This is a genomic window from Kitasatospora sp. NPDC029367 (genome assembly GCF_055569135.1).
On sequence record NZ_JBVHYH010000055.1, the window covers coordinates 46,637 to 62,657 of the forward strand.

Here is a 16,021-nt window from a genome sequence, read left to right on the forward strand (position 1 = left end):
AAATCCCTATTGGTAGTGGTTATCATATGCAATAAGACCCTCCGGCAGGCAAGTCCCGTCGCGCAAACACCAGTTCAAGTCCACAGCAGCCGCCGGGGGAACGGAATATGACGACTCGTCATGACACAGGCAGAGAGGACGAGCATGAGTGCAACGGAACTCGACCCGGTCGAGGAGCAGGCCGCACCCGAGGTCCGCAGCGGCCGGCGCTGGACGACCGCGGTCACCTCCCTCGCGGCGGCGATGATGACCCTGGACATCACCGTGGTCAACGTCGCCCTGCCCCGCATCGGCCAGGACCTGGACGCCTCACTGGACAGCCTCCAGTGGATCGTCAACGCCTACACGCTGACCTTCGCCGCCCTGCTGCTCACCGCCGGTTCGGTCTCCGACCGGATCGGCCGCCGCAGGATCTTCCTCGGCGGCGTCGCCCTGTTCACCGCCGCCTCGGCCGGGTGCGCACTCGCGCCGAACGCGGCCGTCCTGATCGCGGCCCGCGCCGTCCAGGGCGCCGGCGGCGCGATGGTGCTCGGCACCTCGCTCGCCCTGATCGCCGGAGCGTACGAGGGCGCCCCCGTCCGCTCACGGGCGACGGCCATCGGGCTGTTCACGGCCGGCGGCGCGGTGTCGGCCGCACTGGGCCCGCTGGTCGGCGGCACGATCGTCGAATGGCTCAGCTGGCCGTTCCTGTTCGCGGTCAACCTGCCGATCGGCCTGTTGATCCTGCTCGGCGCGGCCCGTACCGTCCCCGAGAGCGTGGCCGACGACGTACCCCAGCGGATCGACTACGCCGGGGCGGTCCTGGCGGTGCTCGCCCTGTTCGCGCTCAACTACGCGCTGCTGACCGGGTCCGAGCAGGGCTGGTCGACGCCGGACGTCCTGACCGGGCTGATCGCGGGGACGGTGCTGTTCGCGGCCTTCACCGCCGTGCAGTGGCGGCTGGGGCCGGACGCCATGCTCGACCTGCGGCTGTTCGCGATCCCCACCTTCAGCGGCGCCGTGCTGCTCAGCTTCGCCGCCCGGATCTTCAGCTTCGGTCTGCTGCCCTTCCTCACCCTGTGGCTCGGCGGCATGCTCGGGCTCAGCCCGTTCCGGATCGGGCTGGTGCTGCTCGCCCAGTCCGTGGCGCTGGTGATAGCGGCCCCACTGAGCGGGCTGCTCACCAAGGTCATGCCGGTCGCCCGGGTCCTCGCGCTGGGGATGGCCGTCGTCGGCGTCGGCATGCTGCTGGGCGTGGGGATCGGGCCGCAGGACGACTGGACGGCCGTCCTGCCCACCCTGGTCCTGCTGGGCGTGGGCGCCGGACTGACGCTCCCCCACCTGCTCGCGCTGGCGGTCGGCGTCGTGCCGGCCTCCCGCGCGGGAACGGCCTCCGGCGCCGCCAACAGCTTCTTCCCGCTCGGCACCGCGACCGGCGTCGCGGCCTTCGGCGTGGTGCTCAGCGGCACGGTCGGCGCGACGATGTCCTCCGCCGCGCTCAGCGGGGCCGGCGTGCCGTCCGGCGACGGAGGCCACCTGCGGGCCCTCGTGGCCGCGGGCCAGTTCGACGAACTGGCGGCGGCCGTCCCGCCGACCGTCCGCGACCAGGTGCTCGCTCTCGCCCACACCGCCTACACCGACGCGCTGTCGACGATCTTCCTGGTCGCGGGCGTGGCCGGGCTGCTCGCCGCGGTGGCCGCCCTGGTGCTGGTCCGCGAACGGGACGGCCTGGACGCCCCGGCCGCCTGACCCGCCACACGAACGCGCCGCCCGTACCCGGCCGGTCAGCCGGGTACGGGCGGCGCGTGCCACGTTCTGGGCCCGTCGTCGAACTCCCGCAGGCGGGAGCTCGGAGACGGCCCTAGACGGCGCCGACGAGCCGGCGCCGGACCGCGGCGACCACCGCCCCCGGCTGCGCCGAGAGGTAGAAGTGGCCGCCGGGGAAGGTGAGCAACTCGAAGGCGGCCGAGGTCCATCGGCGCCAGCCGTCGGCCTCCTCGGCGGTCAGCTCGGTGTCGTCCGCGCCGACCAGCGCCGTCACCGGGCAGGGCAACGGACCGGCCGGCCGCGCCCGGTACGTCTCGATCAGCCGGTAGTCGCCGCGCACCGCCGGGAGGACGAGCCGGCGGACCTCGGGCATGGCCAGCAGCTGGGCGTCGGTGCCGCCGAGGCCCACGAGTTCGGCGCACAGCGAGTCGTCGTCGAGGAGGTGGGTGCTGCCGCCGTGGTGGTACTGCGGCGCCTCCCGGGCCGAGACGAACAGGTGCACCGGCGGGCGGTGGCCCCGGCGCACGAGCTCCAGGGCGAGCTCGTGGCCCACCGTCGCGCCCATGCTGTGCCCGAAGACCGCCCAGGGCCGGTCCACCAGCGGCGCCAGCCCGGCCGCGAACTCCCCCACCAGTGCCGGGAGATCGGCGGGAGCGGGGTCGTCCATCCGGTCCTCGCGCCCGGGCGGGCAGGGCAGCACCAGCTCCACCTCGGGCGGGAACAGCGCGGCCCACTCGCGGTAGAGGCCGGGCGAGCCGCCGGCGTGCGGCAGGCAGACCAGCCGCAGGGCGGCGTTCGGGCGGGGTCGGGGGCGGCGCAGCCAGGCGGCCGGGGTCATCGGGGTCGTCCTCACGGTCGGTCGGTCACGGCGGCGGACGGCGGCAACGCCGGTACGGCCGCGAGCAGTTCGCGGGTCAGCGGATCGGCGGGCGCGGTGAGCAGCTGGTCGACCGTCCCGCTCTCCCTGATCCGGCCGTCGGCGAGGACGGCGATCCGGCCGCCCAGCCGGGCGGGCACGGTGAGGTCGTGGGTCACCACGACCAGGGCCACGCCGAGGTCGCGGCGCAGCTCCGCCAGCAGGGCGACGACGGTGTCGGCGGTCGGCGCGTCCAGGGCGCTGGTCACCTCGTCGCACAGCAGTACGGCTGGTCCGGCGGCCAACGCCCTTGCCAGCGCCACACGTTGGCGCTGTCCCCCGGAGAGCTGGGCCGGCCGCCGGTCGGCGTGGCCGGGGGCGAGCCCGACCCGCTCCAGCAGCCGTTCCACCTCCCGGCGCAGCCCGCGCTCGTCCAGGTCCGGGCGGAAGCGGGCAAGCGGGCGGGCGACGATCCGGGCGACGCTGTGGCGCGGGTTGAGCGAGTCGTACGGGTCCTGCGGCACGAGCTGGAGCGACCTCAGCTGCTCGCGGGAGCGCCCGCGCAGTCCGTGCGCCGCCTCCCGGCCGGACAGCCGGAGGGTGCCCGACCAGTCGGCGTGCAGGCCGGTCAGGCAGCGCAGCAGGGTGGTCTTGCCGCCGCCGGAGGGGCCGACCACGCTGAGGCAGCCGCCGGGTTCCACGGAGAGGTCGATGCCGGCCAGCACCGTACGCCCGCTCCGGCGGGCGTCGAGTCCGCGCAGGGCGAGGGCCGCGGCGCCCCCGGGGGCGGGCGCGTCCTCGGGCCGGGGCCGCTCGGTCCGCCGGGCGGCGCCGACCAGCCGGCGGGCGGCGGCGCTCTCCGGACGGGACAGCACCCGGCCGACCGGGCCGCGCTCCACCAGCCGCCCGGCGTCGAGCACCGCCACCTCGTCGGCCACCGCGGCGACTTGGGCGAGGTCATGGGCGACCAGCAGCACGGCGGGCCCGCCCTCCGCGCGCAGGCGCCCGATGTCGGCGAGCAGCGCGGCGGCCGTCACGGGGTCGAGGGCGCTGGTCGGCTCGTCCAGGACCAGCAGGTCGGGTCGGTGGGCGAGGGCCGCGGCCAGCGCGACCCGTTGCCGTTGCCCGCCGGACAGCTGGTGCGGGAAGCGGCGCCGGAACTCCTCGTCGCAGGGCAGTCGCACGGTCCGCAGGGCGGCCCGGATCCGTTCCGGGCGCTCGTCCCGGGGGACGGCCCGGGCCCGCAGGAACTCGCCGATGTGGTCGGCCACCCGCAGGGTCGGGGCGAGGGAGGTGCGCGGGTCCTGGGGGACGTAGCCCGCGTGGCGGCTGCGCAGCCGGCGCAGCGCGCGCTCGGGCAGTCCGAGGACGGACCGGCCGGCCAGGTGGGCCTCGCCGCCCAGGAGCGTGAGCCCGGGGCGCAGTTCGCCGAGGGCGGCCAGCGCGAGCGTGGTCTTGCCGCTGCCCGAGGGCCCCACCAGGGCGAGGACGCGCCCGGGCGCGAGGTCGAGGTCGACGCCGTCGACGACGGAGCGCGGCCCGTCCGGACCGTCGGCCCGGATGGTCAGGCCGCGCAGCCGCAGCACCGCGGCCTCGCCGGTGCGGTCCCCGGCCACCGGCACCGGGCGCCAAGGGGCGGGCTTCGGGCGCCGGCTGGGCTTCGGGCGCCAAAGGGTGGGCCTGAGGCGCCGGGCGGGCTTGGGGCGCCGGGGGCGCGCGGCGGGGAAGGCGGCGTCCACGAGCAGGTTGGCGGCCAGCAGCAGCACCAGGATCCCGGCCGCCGGAACGGCCACCGCCAGGGGCTGCAGGGTGAGCCCGTCGCGGTTCTCCAGGACCATCAACCCCCAGTCCGCCGCGGGTGGTTGGGCGCCGTAGCCGAGGAATCCGGCGGTGGCGACGATGAACACCGCGCCGACGAACCGGACGGCGGCGTCGGCGGCGAGCACCGGCGCGAGGTTGGGCAGCACCTCGCGCACCAGCACGTGTCCCGTCCGCTCGCCGCGGGCGAGGGCCGCCTCGACGTAGTCGTGCTGCAGCGCCTGGAGGGTGGCGGCCCGCACCACCCGGACGATCTCCGGCAGCAGGACCACCGCGGCCGCGACCCCCACCCCGGTGACCCCCCGGCCCACCGCCACGACGGCGACGCTGAGCAGCAGGAAGCCGGGCAGGCTCAGCAGCACGTCGGCGGCGCGCAGCACCACGGTGTCCGTCCGCCCACCGCGCAGCGCCGCCGTCATGCCCGCCGCCGCGCCCAGGAGGTACGCGACGGCGAGCGCCGCCACGGACAGCAGCACCAGCGAGCGGCCGCCGGCCAGGAACCGGCTGAGGACGTCGGAGCCGAGGTGGTCGGTGCCGAGCGGCGTCGCGCCGCCGGCCGGGGCGTACGGCAGGTCCTGCACGTCGCCCGGCAGGTGCGGGGCGAGCAGCGGCCCGAGCAGGGCGAGCAGCACGCACCCGGCGAGCACCGCCCCGGCCGCCGTCGCGCGCCATCGTGTGGTGACGGTCAACTCGTGCTCCTTGCCGCCGGGTTGAGCGCGGCCGCGAGGAGGTCCGCGAACAGGTTGAGGGTGACGGTGACCCCGGCGACGAGCAGGGTCACGCCCTGCACGACGGGGGCGTCCCGCGCGGCGGTGGCGTTGACCAGCGCGGCGGCCAGTCCGGGGTAGCCGAAGAGGGTCTCGGCGACCAGGGTGCCGCCGAGCAGGTAGGCCAGGTAGCGGGCCAGCACCGGCACGGCGGGCACCACGGCGGCCGGCAGGATCCAGCGCAGCACCACCCGGTGCTCGGGGACGCCGCCCAGCCGGGCGGTGCGGGCCGCGTCGGAGTCGCCGGCGGCGACCACACCGGCCCGCACCAGCCGGACGTTCTGCGCCAGGCTGACCGACAGCAGGGTCAGCACCGGCAGGACGAGGATCTGCGGCCGGCTCAGCACGCCCTGCCCGGCCGGGGGCAGCGACACCGCGGGCAGCCAGCCGAGGCCGACCGCCAGCAGCAGGACCAGCAGCGTGCCGATCACGAACTCGGGCAGACTGACCAGGGTGAGCGTCACGCCCGACACCACCCGGTCGGCCGCCCGCCCGGCGCGCATCCCGGCCCACAGTCCCAGGCCGAGGGCGAGCGGAACCAGCAGCGCCGCCGCGACGGCCCCGAGCAGCAGGGAGTTCCCGGCCCGTCCGGCGATCAGCTCGGCCACCGGCCGGCCGTTGGCGTACGAGGTGCCCAGGTCGCCCTGGAGGGCGTGCCAGAGCCAGTGGCCGTAGCGGGTCCAGGGCGGCTGGTCCAGGCCCAGGCCGTGGCGCAGTTCGGCGATCTGCTCGGGCCCGGCGCGGCCGCCCAGCCGGGCCGCGGCGGCGTCGCCGGGGGCCAGCGCGGTCGCGGCGAAGACCAGCACCGAGGCGGCGAGCAGGGTGCCCGCCGCCGCGGCGAGCCGGCCCAGGACCGCCCGCGCCGTGCGCGCGGACCGCCGCCGGGGCGCCCTCACGGCGCGAGGAAGGCGTCGCGCAGGCACGGGTAGTCGAAGAAGCCGCGCGGCTGGACGCCGTGGACGCCCGGGGCGGACGCCGCCACCGGGGGGATCCGGGCGAACACCGCGTCGCCGCCGTGCTCGTAGAGGTGGTGCTGCACGTCGTGGACGGCGGCGGTGCGCTTCGCGTCCCCGACGGCGGTGTGTAGGGCGGCGATCAGCCCGTCCAGGGTCTCGCCGGCCGGGCCGGTGAACGGGTAGGAGGCCTTGGAGCCGTAGTACATGGAGAGTTGGAGGGGCAGCGGCATCGCGTGGTACAGGTTGGTCTGCAGCGGGGTGCTCAGCAGGGTCTTGATGTCCGCGTAGTAGTCCGCGGCGGGGACCTTGTCGACCGACACCGTGAGGCCGGCGCCCCGGGCCTGCTGGACGAAGGCGGTGGCGCTCTCCAGCGTCCCGTACTCGTAGTCGCTGGTGCGCACCGTGAGCCGCCCGCCCGGGAGCAGCTTCTTCGCCTGCTCGGGGTCGTAGGCGCGGCGCGGCAGCGTGGTGTCGTACCAGGACTGGTGGCGGCCGAGCGCGTCGTCGGCGACCTCGCCGTAGCCGAGGGTGACGGTGCGGACCATGGCCTCGCGGTCGATCGCGTACTTCACCGCCCGGACGGCCTCGGGCCCGGTGAACGGGTCGGTGCCGAGGTTCATGGTGAGGGCGAGCTCGCTCCAGAGCTCCTGCGGAGCGGTGAGGAAGCGCAGGGCCGGGTTCTTCTCCTCGGCGCGGGCGGCGGTGAGGGTGAGGCCGCCGGCGTAGTCGAACTCGCCCGCTTTCAGGCCGTTGAGCCGGGCGGCCGCGTCCGCGACCGAGAACAGTTCGATCCGGTCGAGGTAGGGGCCGCCCTCGGCCGCGCCCCAGTAGTCGGTGCGGGGGGTGAGCAGGCTGCTGCCGCCGGCCGTCCAGCTCTTGAGGGTGTACGGCCCGGAGCCGGGCGCGTGGGCGGGGTCGGTGGTGCCGTCGGGGAAGACGAACATCGACTGGGCCAGCACGAGGTCGAAGAAGCCGTCGGGGCCCTTGAGCCGCAGTTCCAGGGTGCGCGGGTCGCGGACGGCGGACCCGGCGGGGTCGAGGCCGGCCAGCAGCCCGGCCTGCACGGTCGGACTGGCGGCCAGCGTCCGGAGGCTGAACAGCACGTCCTGGGCGGTGAGTTTGCGGCCGTCGCTGAAGGTGACGCCGTCGCGCAGCCGTACCGTCCAGTGGGTGGCGTCGCCGTCGGGGGTGACGGACTCGGCGAGCCGCCACACCGGTGTGCTGCCGTCGATCTCGCCGAGGGTGTCCCAGATCAGCCGGGCCCGGACGTAGTCGACGGCGCTGCCGGTGGCCTGGAGCACACTGGTCGACTCGGCCGCGGATCCGGCGAAGGCCGCCCGGAGCGTCCCGCCCCGGCGGGGCGCGACCGTGGCCGTCGGGCCGGTGGCCGCGGCGAGCGGGGGCCGGGCGGTCGACGAGCTGCTGCCGCAGGCCGTCAGCAGGCCGCTGCCGAGCACCGCGCCGGTGCCGAGCGCACTCAGCACGGCTCTGCGGGATATCTGATGGTTCCGACGATTCGTCATGGTGTCCTCACTCTTGGGCGACGCCCCAAACCCTAGATTGAAACGATAATGCTTTTCAATAAGAGAGCCGCAGTCGCCCCCGCGGTCGCCCCTTCCGGCTCCCGCCGCAGGCCCGAAGGCGCCCGCACCGGGCCGGGCGGGCGTTGGCAGGGCGGGGCGGGGCGGGCCGTGCGGGCCAGGCAGGCCGGGTCAGTCGGCGGTACGGCAGTCCGGGCAGACGCCCGCCAGCTCGACGGTGTGCTGGACGTCCGCGAAACCGGACAGCTCCGCGACCCGCTCGGCCCAGGCCTCCACCGCGGCCGAGTCCACCGGCGAACTCAGGCCGCACGTACGGCAGATCAGGTAGTGCCGGTGGTCGGCGCCCGGCCGGTAGCGGAACAGCCGCTCGCCGTTGGTGTCCCGGACGACGTCGGCGCGGCCGACCTCGGCCAGCGCGGTCAGGGTCCGGTACACGGTGCTCAGGCCCACCCGCGAGCCGGTGATCAGCAGGCCGGCGTGCAGCACCTGGGCGCTGACGAAGTCCTCGCAGCCCCGCAGGGCCCGCAGCACCTCGGCGCGTTGCGGGGTGAGGCGGCCCAGCCCGTCGTGGTCGTTGTCCGGTTGCGCGTCCGTGTCCTTCCGCCGCTCGGCGGCCCGCCGGAAGGCCGTGGTCAGCGCCCGGCTGCGGGTCTCGGCCACGGGTCAGCCCGTCCCGGGGGCCGCGGTGCGAGCCGGCAGCGGGTCGGAAGCACGGCGCGGCCGGACCAGGAAGGTGGCCGCGTACACGACCGTGGCCGTCGCCATGATCGCGAAGCTCGGCGGCAGCTTCGGCGCCGCCGCGCTCAGCAGCAGCCCGCCCCACATCTCCGCGACCGCGAGCCCGGCGGACAGCGCCAGCGCCCTGAACGGCCGGTCGGTGAGCCGCAGCGCCGCGCCCGCCGGCGCCGCGAGCAGGCCCAGGAGCAGCAACGAGCCGACCGCCTGGGTGGCCTCCCCGGCGCAGGCGCCGACCAGGGCCAGGAAGCCGAGCCCCAGCGCCCGCACCGGCACGCCCCTGGCGGCCGCCACGGCCTCGTCGAGGGTGGCGAACAGCAGCGGGCGGGCGATCAGCAGCAGGACGACGCAGATCGCGCCCGCGATCGCCACGGCCACCGTCGTCTGACTGCCGTGCAGGCCGAAGATCGAGCCGAACAGCACGCTCGTCCCGGCGCCGCCCTGGGCGCCGCTGCGGGAGGTGGCGTAGACGGTCAGGAAGAAGGCGCCCAGGCCGAGGATCCAGGCGAAGACGCTGCCGATCACCACGTCGTCCGCCCGCCCCCGCCGGCCGAGGCCGCCGATCAGCAGGCCCACCCCGACGGTCGCCGCGAACAGCCCGAGCCGCAGGTCGTAGCCGCCCGCCAACGCGGCCATCGCGCCGGTGAAGGCGACATGGCTGAGCGCGTCGCCGGTGAAGATCTGCGCCCGCAGCACCAGGAAGCAGCCCACCAGCCCGCACGCGAGCGCGATGAACGTCCCGGCGAGCAGGGCGTGTTGGAAGAACGGCTGGGACAGGACGGCGGTCATGGCGCAGCTCCGATCGCGACGGCCGTACGGGCGCCGCCGGGCAGGCGGTCCCGGGCGAAGCGCACCAGGTGCGCCAGGACGTAGCCGGCGAAGGCGAAGCCGGTCACGAAGAAGCCGAGCGGGTACGGCCGGTAGTAGGCCGCGACCAGGCCCGCCCAGCAGGCCGCCAGCCCCAGGGCGACCGACAGCAGCAGGCTCAACCCCGGCCGGGCGGTGAGCTGTTGGGCCGTCGCCGCCGGGATCACCATCAACGCGAACACCAGCAGGGTGCCGGTGATCTGGCTGGCCTCGGCGGTCGCCGCGCCCAGCAGCACCAGGAACAGGGTGTCCAGCAGCCGTACCGGCACCCCGCGCCCGGCCGCCACCTCCGGGTCCACGGAGGCGAACAGCAGCGGCCGTCCGATCACCGCCAGGGCGGCCAGCACCACCCCGCCCACCACCGCCAGGGTCACCACCTGGCCGGTGGTGATGCCCAGGAAGCTGCCGAACAGCAGCGCCGTCGGCCCCTCCAGCAGGCCCTTGTACAGGCTGATGAACAGGTATCCGCAGGCCAGCACGAAGGCCTGCACCGTACCGGTGCCCGCGGACTCCTCGGCGCCGCTCCCCCGGCCCCGGCGGCCGAGCGCCGCCAGCACCAGCGCGGTGGCGACGCAGAACCCGAAGTAGCCGAGCGTGGTGGCGAAGCCGAGCAGCACGGCCAGCGAGGCGCCCGGGAATGCGGACACCGACAGGGTGTGCCCGACGAAGGTCTGGCGGCGCAGCACCATGAACCAGCCCACCACGGCGCACACCAGAGCCACCACCAGGCCGGCCCGGAAGGCGTTCACCATGAACGCGTAGGACCACATGTCCTGGAAGTCGGCGACCAGGTCCCAGCCGAAGGCCGGCGGGGTCGCGTCAGCTGCCAGCAGCACGGCCGCCCCCGTTCCCGTGCCGGTCGCTGTGGAGGTGCCGGTCGGAGTGGATCGCCGGGGCCTCCGGCTGGCCGACCACGACCAGCCGCCCGTCGCCGGTGCGCAGCACCTCGACCGGCGTGCGGTAGAGGCGGCTCAGCGTCGCGGTGGTGATCACCTCGTCCGGGGCACCGGAGACGGCACCGCCCTCGGCGATGTAGACCACCCGGTCCAGGTGGTGGAGTATCGGGTTGACGTCGTGCGCGACCATGACCACCGACACCTGTTCCAGGTGGCAGACCTTGCCCAACAGGCAGGCGATCGCCGCCTGGTTGGTCAGGTCCAGGCTGTCCAGCGGCTCGTCCAGCAGCAGCACTCGGGGACGGCGGACCAGCGCCTGGGCGATCAGCAGCCGCTGCTGCTCGCCGCCCGAGCACTGCCCGATCGGCCGGTGCGCGTACTTCGACGCGCCCACCAGCTCGATGACCTCCCGCACGCGTTCACGGGCGGCCTGGCGCTTCGCGCGGTTCAGGAACGGAACGGGGATCCCCCACGAATCCCCGTCCAGCCCGAGCCGCACCACATCGATCCCGCGGATCCGGACGGTGGCGTCGAAGTTGCGCCGCTGCGGCAGGTACCCGATCGCCGCGTTCCGCCCGCCGGGCGCCGCGCCGAGCACCCGTACCTCACCGGCGGCCGCCGGGAGGACGCCCAGCAGGACCTTGACCAGGGTCGACTTCCCGACCCCGTTGGGGCCGAGGACGGCGGTGAACTCCCCGGCCCCCACGGTCAGATCGACACCCGACCAGAGGGTCCGCCCGCCCACCCGGACGGCGGCCCCGCGCAGCGACAGCACCGGCTCCCCGCCGGGCGCGGTGCGCTCCGTCTCCGTACGGACCTCCTCCGTACGGGCCTCCTCCGTACGGACCTCCTCGGTACGGACCTTCTCGGTCGGGTGGATGCTCATGCGCCCGCCTCACTCCGCTCGCCAGGGGCATTCGCCCGTGCGCACCTCTTGACGGTGAGCTCGCTCCGCTCGCTCACTTGCCCGTCGCCTGCTTCAACGCGTCGGCGAGGCCCTGGAGCTGCCGGGCCTGCCAGTCCTGGAAGCTGGCCCCCGCCGGGGTGAGGGTCTCGGTGACCTCGACGACCGGTATGCCCTGCGCCTTGGCGGCGTTGACCTGGGCCACCACGTCGGGGTTGGAGTTCTGGGAGTTGTAGACGTAGACCTTGATCTGCTTGCCGGCGATCTGCTGGTCGATGGTGGCCTTGTCGGCGGCGGTCGGGTCGGTGCCCTCGCTCTCGGCGTCCAGGAAGGTCTCCGGGGTGAGCAGCTTGAGGCCGACGCTCTCCGCGAGCGGGGTCACGATCGACTCGGAAGCGCCGATCGGGGTGCCCGCGTAGGTGGTCTTGATGTCGGCTTCCAGCTTGTTGTACGTGGCCAGGGTCTGGGTGGTGAAGGCCTTCTCCTGGCTGTCGAAGTAGGCCGCGTCGGCCGGGTCCAGCTTCTTGTAGTCGGCCGTGATCCGGTCGATGACCTTGGTGACACCCTCGGCGGAGTACCACTGGTGCGGGTTGTCGCCCTCCTTCTTGCCCAGCAGGTCGCCGACCTTGAGCACGGTCCGGCCCTGCGCCGGGTTCGCGGACAGCAGCTTGTCCGACCAGGCGTCGTAGCCGATCCCGTTGCTGATCACGTAGTCCGCGCCCGCGATGGTGCGACCGTCGGCGGCGGTCGGCTCGTAGGAGTGCGGGTCGGTGTCGGGGTTGGTGATGATGCTGTTCACCTTCACGTGGTCACCGCCGAGTTGGGTGGCGATGGAACCCCAGAAGTTCTCCGCGGCCGTCACCTGGATCACCTTCGAGCCGCTGCCGCTGCTCGCGCCGCCGGACGCACCGGACGTGTTCTTGGCCGACGAGCCGGTGGAGCACGCACTGGTCGCGGCGAGGGCGGCGACCGCGGTCAGGCCGAGCACGATTCTCGGAAGGCGGCGGGGCTTGCTGGACGGGACGACACGCATGGCGGACTGCTCCTCGAAACCTGCCGGTACCGCCGTCTGGGCGGGTCCGGCTCCGTTGGACGCCTTCACCATAGATGGAAATGATTTTCATACCTAGGGGATCCGGGGGCTAGGTGGAAATCATTGCCAAAACTTGGCAACCGGCGAACCGAGGCCACCGACGGACCGGGACACCCTGGCCACATCACTCAACGCACTGATCATGTCGCGCACGGTGACACCAGTGGCCGTGGAAGTGGCTGACGAACCGTCAAGGTTCGTTTCTGGCAGGGAAATCGAAACCGCCCCCCGCCCCGAGAAAGGGGCGGGAGGCGGAAAGCCCGTGCGCGGAGCGGGGCGATCAGGAAGGCGGCTTCCAGAGGGTGACCAGCCCGGCGAACGCGGGCGGGTCCATCGGCGTCCCGGCCGGCCGGACGTCAGTGATTCTCAGCATGGCGAGGTTGCCCTTCGAGGTGACGGTGCACAGCACGTCGCCCTTCGCGATCGCGTGGCGCTCGATCAGCGCGGTGTTGCTGAGCTCCGACGGCAACGGGGCACTGTCCACAGCCTGGCGGCAGGCCTCCGGTGACGTTCCCGCGCTCTTGGCGACCGGGGTGCCGAAGGTCAGGTACTGAATGATGTAGGTCAGCTCGGCTTCGTGGTCGCCGACCTCGCCGCGCGGATTCACCTTCGGGGCGTCCAGGTCCACCGAGATCAGCTCGCCGACGGCGGGGGTCCCGATCATCAGGGGGCGGTCGGTGAACACCGCGGTGTAACCGCCCTTCGGGGACGGCGCGCCGGATCCCGGTCCCGCCCCCGGTCCCGCCGCCGATCCCGAGGCCGCGTCTGCCGGGCCGGTGGCGCCCGGCTGCCCGCTCGCGCTCGCGCTCGCCCGGGGGCTCACGCTCACCTCCGGCTGCGCAGCCGCGGCCGTACCGGACCCGGACTTCCCGTCACCGGACAGGGCCCACGCTGTACCGGCCGCAGCGGCCAGCACCACGGCGAGCGCACCGGCCACCAGGGCCCGCTTGCGCCGCGAAGCTGCCGCCGCCTGCGCCGCCGACCCCGCTGCCGCCCCCGCCGCTTCGCCCGCACCCACCGGCCCGGGCGCACCCGCCGTCTGCGTGGGCGCGCTGTGCACCTGGTCCCCGTACGGGGCGCCGGCGTTCCCCGAGGCCTGGGTGGGCACGTAGGTGGCCGTCGGCCGGGGCGGGGCCTCCGCCGCACCGGGAGCCGGCGCGTCCGGCCCCGTCAGCAACTGCTCCACCCGGCGCCGGCGTTCGGCGACCGCCGCCGCCAGGGAGGCGGGCAGCCAGTCTCCCAGGTCCCGCGACGGGCGCCCGGACGCCTGCTCGCACAGCTCCGCCAGTTCGGCCGGGGTGGGCCGGGCCGCCGGATCCGCCGCGAGGCAGCGCTCCAGCAGAGGGCGCAGCCCGTCCGGGTAACCGGACAGGTCCGCCGGTCGCTGCGCGGTGTTGGCGATCCGGGTGGCCACGGTCAGCGCCCCGCCCGTCCCGTAGGGGTGGCGGCCGGTGGCGGCGACGGCGGCGATCAGACCGAGCGCGAACACGTCGGTGGCGGGGGTGAGTTCACTCCCGATGCCGTGCTCGGGCGACATGAACTGCGGGGTGCCGATGAAGCCCCCGCTCTGCGTCAGCCTGGTGGCCTCGGCGGCACGCGCGATCCCGAAGTCGATCACCCAGGGCCCGTCCGGGCCGAGCAGGAGGTTGCCGGGCTTGAGGTCGCGGTGGACGATCCCCGCGGAGTGCATGGAGTCCAGCGCCCGGGCCACGCAACCGACCAGCTGGAGGGCGACGGGCAGCGGCAGCGGACCGTGGGCGTCGAGCGCCTCGTCGAGCGGCAGGCCGGGGACGTACGCCGTGGCCAGCCACGGCTGTTCGCCGTGGGCGTCGTGGTCCAGCACGGGCACCAGGTGGTAGCCCCGCACCTTCTCGGCCGCGCGCACCTCCTGCTGGAAGCGGCGACGGAACTCGGGGTCACCGGCGTACTCCCGGCGGATCACCTTGATCGCGAGCGGCTGGTTGCCGCGCGTGCGCGAGAGGTAGACGGACCCCATCCCGCCCTCGCCGATCTGCGCGAGCAGCCGGTACCCGGCGATCTCCCGCGGCTCGTCCGTGCTCAGCGCACGCAACGCGCCCTTGCTCCCGTTGATGGACCCCACCCCCGATGTGCCGTGACTTCGAAGATCAAGATCTTAGCGAACAAGATCCTCTCGAACACGAACGTGACGGCCCTGATCAGGTCGCCGGGGGCAGCTCGGCGGCGCGCACCGCGACCTCGCGGCAGCGCGAGCGCATCGTCGACGGCCACCCGCGCACATCGGCGCGTCCGGCCGGGGCTACAGCTGGGGGGTCCCCCGCTCGCTGTCAGAAGTGACCTCCAGCAGCCCGTTCCTGCGCTGCGGGATGATGACGAACTGCGGATGAGCCTGGTCACCGGCGAGGTGGAACTCCGTCGGTGAAGCATGGGCGGCCGTCGGGCAACGGGTGAGCTGGGACGCTGCCGTGGGCCCCTCGGTGAAGAACTGTTCAACCGTCCACGGCAGAAAGACCTGCTTGTAGACCACGGGAACCGCCCCCCTGAGGCACCGAAACAAGAGCTTTCAACCAGGCTACGCCGCACCGGGGTTGCTGAACAGCAGTGTCACCGGGATCACAACACCGCCCGAACCGGCCAGGCACTGTCCTGGCGATCACTGAGCCTGGCATCCGGCGCCGCGCTGGGTCCTCCAGGAGCCCGTCTGGACGAAGGTGTTCGACCCGTCGGCCGTAGTGATGGAAACCGCATTGGACCAGGTCGTGCTATTTTTGTGAGCAGTCGTTCAACTACGGAGGCCGCGATGGGGCGCAGACAGCTCTGGGACCAGGACGAGGTGCTGGCCTCGGCCATGCGGCTCTTCCGCCACCGGGGCTACCTCGGCACCTCACTGCGGGACATCGAAGAGGCCACCGGACTGCACCCGGGGAGCCTCTACCGGACCTTCCAGAGCAAGGACGGCCTGTTCCACGCCGCCCTGGACGCCTACAACGAGCGGGTGGTGCAGGACCGCGTCCGGGTCCACCTGCTGGAGCCGGTGGACCCTCTGGCCAGCATCCGCTCGTTCTTCACCTCGGCGATCGAGACCGGCGCCGAGCCCGACCCGGGCTGCCTGCTCACCAACACCGCCGTCGAGTCCTTCACCCTCCCTGCGACCGCCGCCGGCGTGCACCACGGCCTGGCAGTGATCGAAGGCGGCTTCGCCGACGCGCTGACCCGCGCCCGGCTCCGCGGCGACACACCGCCGGACCTCGACGTCGCGACCACGGCAGCACACCTGCTCGCGCTCTACCAGGGCCTGCTGGTGCTCGTCCGGGCCGGCCTGCCCCACACCACATTGCACAGCGTCACCGACGGCGCGATGGCGTCGATCGGCTCTCTGAGAACCGTACGAAAGCAGGACGACCATGAGTGACACCCAGCGGCTCTGGAACGACTATGCCGCCTGCTGGTCGGCCGACCCCGCCGACCGGATCGCCGCCCTCGGCGCGGTCGCGGTGGACGAGGTCGCCTACCGCGACCCCGGGGCCGAGGCTGCCGGCCTGACCGAACTCGCCGCCTACATGGCCGGATTCGCCACGGCCTTCCCCGGCCACCGGTTCCGCATCGACGAGGTGCTGGAGCACCACGACCGCTCCCTCGCCCGCTGGACCCAGCTCGGCGGGCAGGGCGAGACCGCGTCGACCGGCATCAGCACCGCCCGCCACCACGAGGACGGGCGCCTCGCCGACATCACCGGCTTCTTCCTCCCGGCCTAGTTCCTCCCGGCCCAGGGCGTGTCTTGTGGATCAGGCCAGGCCCGCGACGCCAGGGCACGCACCTCGCCGCGTTGTCGTCGGTCGCCGATGCTCCGCATGGACTCCCTC

General features: G+C 74.1%; 14 protein-coding genes. 3 read left to right on the forward strand and 11 right to left on the reverse strand.

Translation table 11 applies throughout. The features are described 5' to 3' along the window. Nucleotides 1–144 precede the first annotated feature (144 nt). A complete protein-coding gene (locus ACZ4W5_RS26330) occupies nt 145–1,728 on the forward strand; it encodes an MFS transporter (RefSeq protein ID WP_465657303.1) in 1,584 nt (527 codons plus the stop codon). Nucleotides 1,729–1,840: 112 nt separating this feature from the next. Here the strand turns inward: ACZ4W5_RS26330 and ACZ4W5_RS26335 are convergent, their stop codons facing one another. The 11 genes from ACZ4W5_RS26335 to ACZ4W5_RS26385 form a co-directional block, all read right to left on the reverse strand. Next, nucleotides 1,841–2,584: a thioesterase II family protein gene (locus tag ACZ4W5_RS26335; protein ID WP_402476175.1), complete on the reverse strand. Its 744-nt coding sequence runs from the start codon at nt 2,582–2,584 to the stop codon at nt 1,841–1,843. Nucleotides 2,585–2,595: 11 nt separating this feature from the next. After that, nucleotides 2,596–5,109 (reverse strand): ABC transporter ATP-binding protein/permease, encoded by a 2,514-nt coding sequence (locus ACZ4W5_RS26340; RefSeq protein WP_465657305.1) that lies wholly within the window; start codon nt 5,107–5,109, stop codon nt 2,596–2,598. Then, a complete protein-coding gene (locus ACZ4W5_RS26345) occupies nt 5,106–6,083 on the reverse strand; it encodes an ABC transporter permease (protein ID WP_465657307.1) in 978 nt (325 codons plus the stop codon). The genes ACZ4W5_RS26340 and ACZ4W5_RS26345 overlap by 4 nt, the downstream gene beginning before the upstream one ends. After that, nucleotides 6,080–7,666, reverse strand: a complete 1,587-nt coding sequence (locus tag ACZ4W5_RS26350) for an ABC transporter substrate-binding protein (RefSeq protein ID WP_465657309.1) — start codon at nt 7,664–7,666, stop codon at nt 6,080–6,082. The genes ACZ4W5_RS26345 and ACZ4W5_RS26350 overlap by 4 nt, the downstream gene beginning before the upstream one ends. Nucleotides 7,667–7,855: 189 nt before the next feature. Beyond that, nucleotides 7,856–8,344: a Fur family transcriptional regulator gene (locus ACZ4W5_RS26355; RefSeq protein WP_465657310.1), complete on the reverse strand. Its 489-nt coding sequence runs from the start codon at nt 8,342–8,344 to the stop codon at nt 7,856–7,858. Between the two features lie 3 nt (nt 8,345–8,347). Further along, the gene (locus ACZ4W5_RS26360) at nt 8,348–9,208 is read right to left on the reverse strand and encodes a metal ABC transporter permease (RefSeq protein WP_465657312.1); all 861 of its coding nucleotides are present in this window, start codon (nt 9,206–9,208) and stop codon (nt 8,348–8,350) included. Continuing rightward, nucleotides 9,205–10,122 (reverse strand): metal ABC transporter permease, encoded by a 918-nt coding sequence (locus ACZ4W5_RS26365; RefSeq protein WP_465657314.1) that lies wholly within the window; start codon nt 10,120–10,122, stop codon nt 9,205–9,207. The genes ACZ4W5_RS26360 and ACZ4W5_RS26365 overlap by 4 nt, the downstream gene beginning before the upstream one ends. After that, nucleotides 10,106–11,068 carry a metal ABC transporter ATP-binding protein gene (locus ACZ4W5_RS26370; protein ID WP_465657315.1) on the reverse strand — a complete coding sequence of 321 codons (963 nt, stop codon included), beginning with the start codon at nt 11,066–11,068 and terminating at the stop codon, nt 10,106–10,108. The genes ACZ4W5_RS26365 and ACZ4W5_RS26370 overlap by 17 nt, the downstream gene beginning before the upstream one ends. Nucleotides 11,069–11,141: 73 nt before the next feature. Next, entirely contained in the window at nt 11,142–12,119 is a 978-nt protein-coding gene (locus ACZ4W5_RS26375) for a metal ABC transporter solute-binding protein, Zn/Mn family (RefSeq protein ID WP_465657316.1), read from the reverse strand. A gap of 340 nt (nt 12,120–12,459) precedes the next feature. Beyond that, complete coding sequence (locus tag ACZ4W5_RS26380; protein ID WP_465657318.1) at nt 12,460–14,250, reverse strand: serine/threonine-protein kinase; 1,791 nt, start codon at nt 14,248–14,250, stop codon at nt 12,460–12,462. Nucleotides 14,251–14,457: 207 nt separating this feature from the next. After that, the gene (locus ACZ4W5_RS26385) at nt 14,458–14,685 is read right to left on the reverse strand and encodes a hypothetical protein (protein ID WP_465657320.1); all 228 of its coding nucleotides are present in this window, start codon (nt 14,683–14,685) and stop codon (nt 14,458–14,460) included. Nucleotides 14,686–14,958: 273 nt separating this feature from the next. On the opposite strand from ACZ4W5_RS26385, the gene ACZ4W5_RS26390 reads away from it, so the two are divergent. Continuing rightward, complete coding sequence (locus ACZ4W5_RS26390; RefSeq protein WP_465657321.1) at nt 14,959–15,570, forward strand: TetR/AcrR family transcriptional regulator; 612 nt, start codon at nt 14,959–14,961, stop codon at nt 15,568–15,570. Further along, on the forward strand, nt 15,563–15,913 hold the full coding sequence (locus ACZ4W5_RS26395) for a nuclear transport factor 2 family protein (protein ID WP_360232866.1): 351 nt from the start codon (nt 15,563–15,565) through the stop codon (nt 15,911–15,913). The genes ACZ4W5_RS26390 and ACZ4W5_RS26395 overlap by 8 nt, the downstream gene beginning before the upstream one ends. Nucleotides 15,914–16,021: the final 108 nt, after the last annotated feature.

Bases quoted from the DNA above. Each gene is read 5' to 3' on its own strand.
- ACZ4W5_RS26330 (WP_465657303.1), top strand. From the start codon at position 145: ATGAGTGCAACGGAACTCGACCCGGTCGAGGAGCAGGCCGCACCCGAG.
- ACZ4W5_RS26335 (WP_402476175.1), bottom strand. From the start codon at position 2,584: ATGACCCCGGCCGCCTGGCTGCGCCGCCCCCGACCCCGCCCGAACGCC.
- ACZ4W5_RS26350 (WP_465657309.1), bottom strand. From the start codon at position 7,666: ATGACGAATCGTCGGAACCATCAGATATCCCGCAGAGCCGTGCTGAGT.
- ACZ4W5_RS26360 (WP_465657312.1), bottom strand. From the start codon at position 9,208: ATGACCGCCGTCCTGTCCCAGCCGTTCTTCCAACACGCCCTGCTCGCC.
- ACZ4W5_RS26370 (WP_465657315.1), bottom strand. From the start codon at position 11,068: ATGAGCATCCACCCGACCGAGAAGGTCCGTACCGAGGAGGTCCGTACG.
- ACZ4W5_RS26375 (WP_465657316.1), bottom strand. From the start codon at position 12,119: ATGCGTGTCGTCCCGTCCAGCAAGCCCCGCCGCCTTCCGAGAATCGTG.
- ACZ4W5_RS26390 (WP_465657321.1), top strand. From the start codon at position 14,959: ATGGGGCGCAGACAGCTCTGGGACCAGGACGAGGTGCTGGCCTCGGCC.
- ACZ4W5_RS26395 (WP_360232866.1), top strand. From the start codon at position 15,563: ATGAGTGACACCCAGCGGCTCTGGAACGACTATGCCGCCTGCTGGTCG.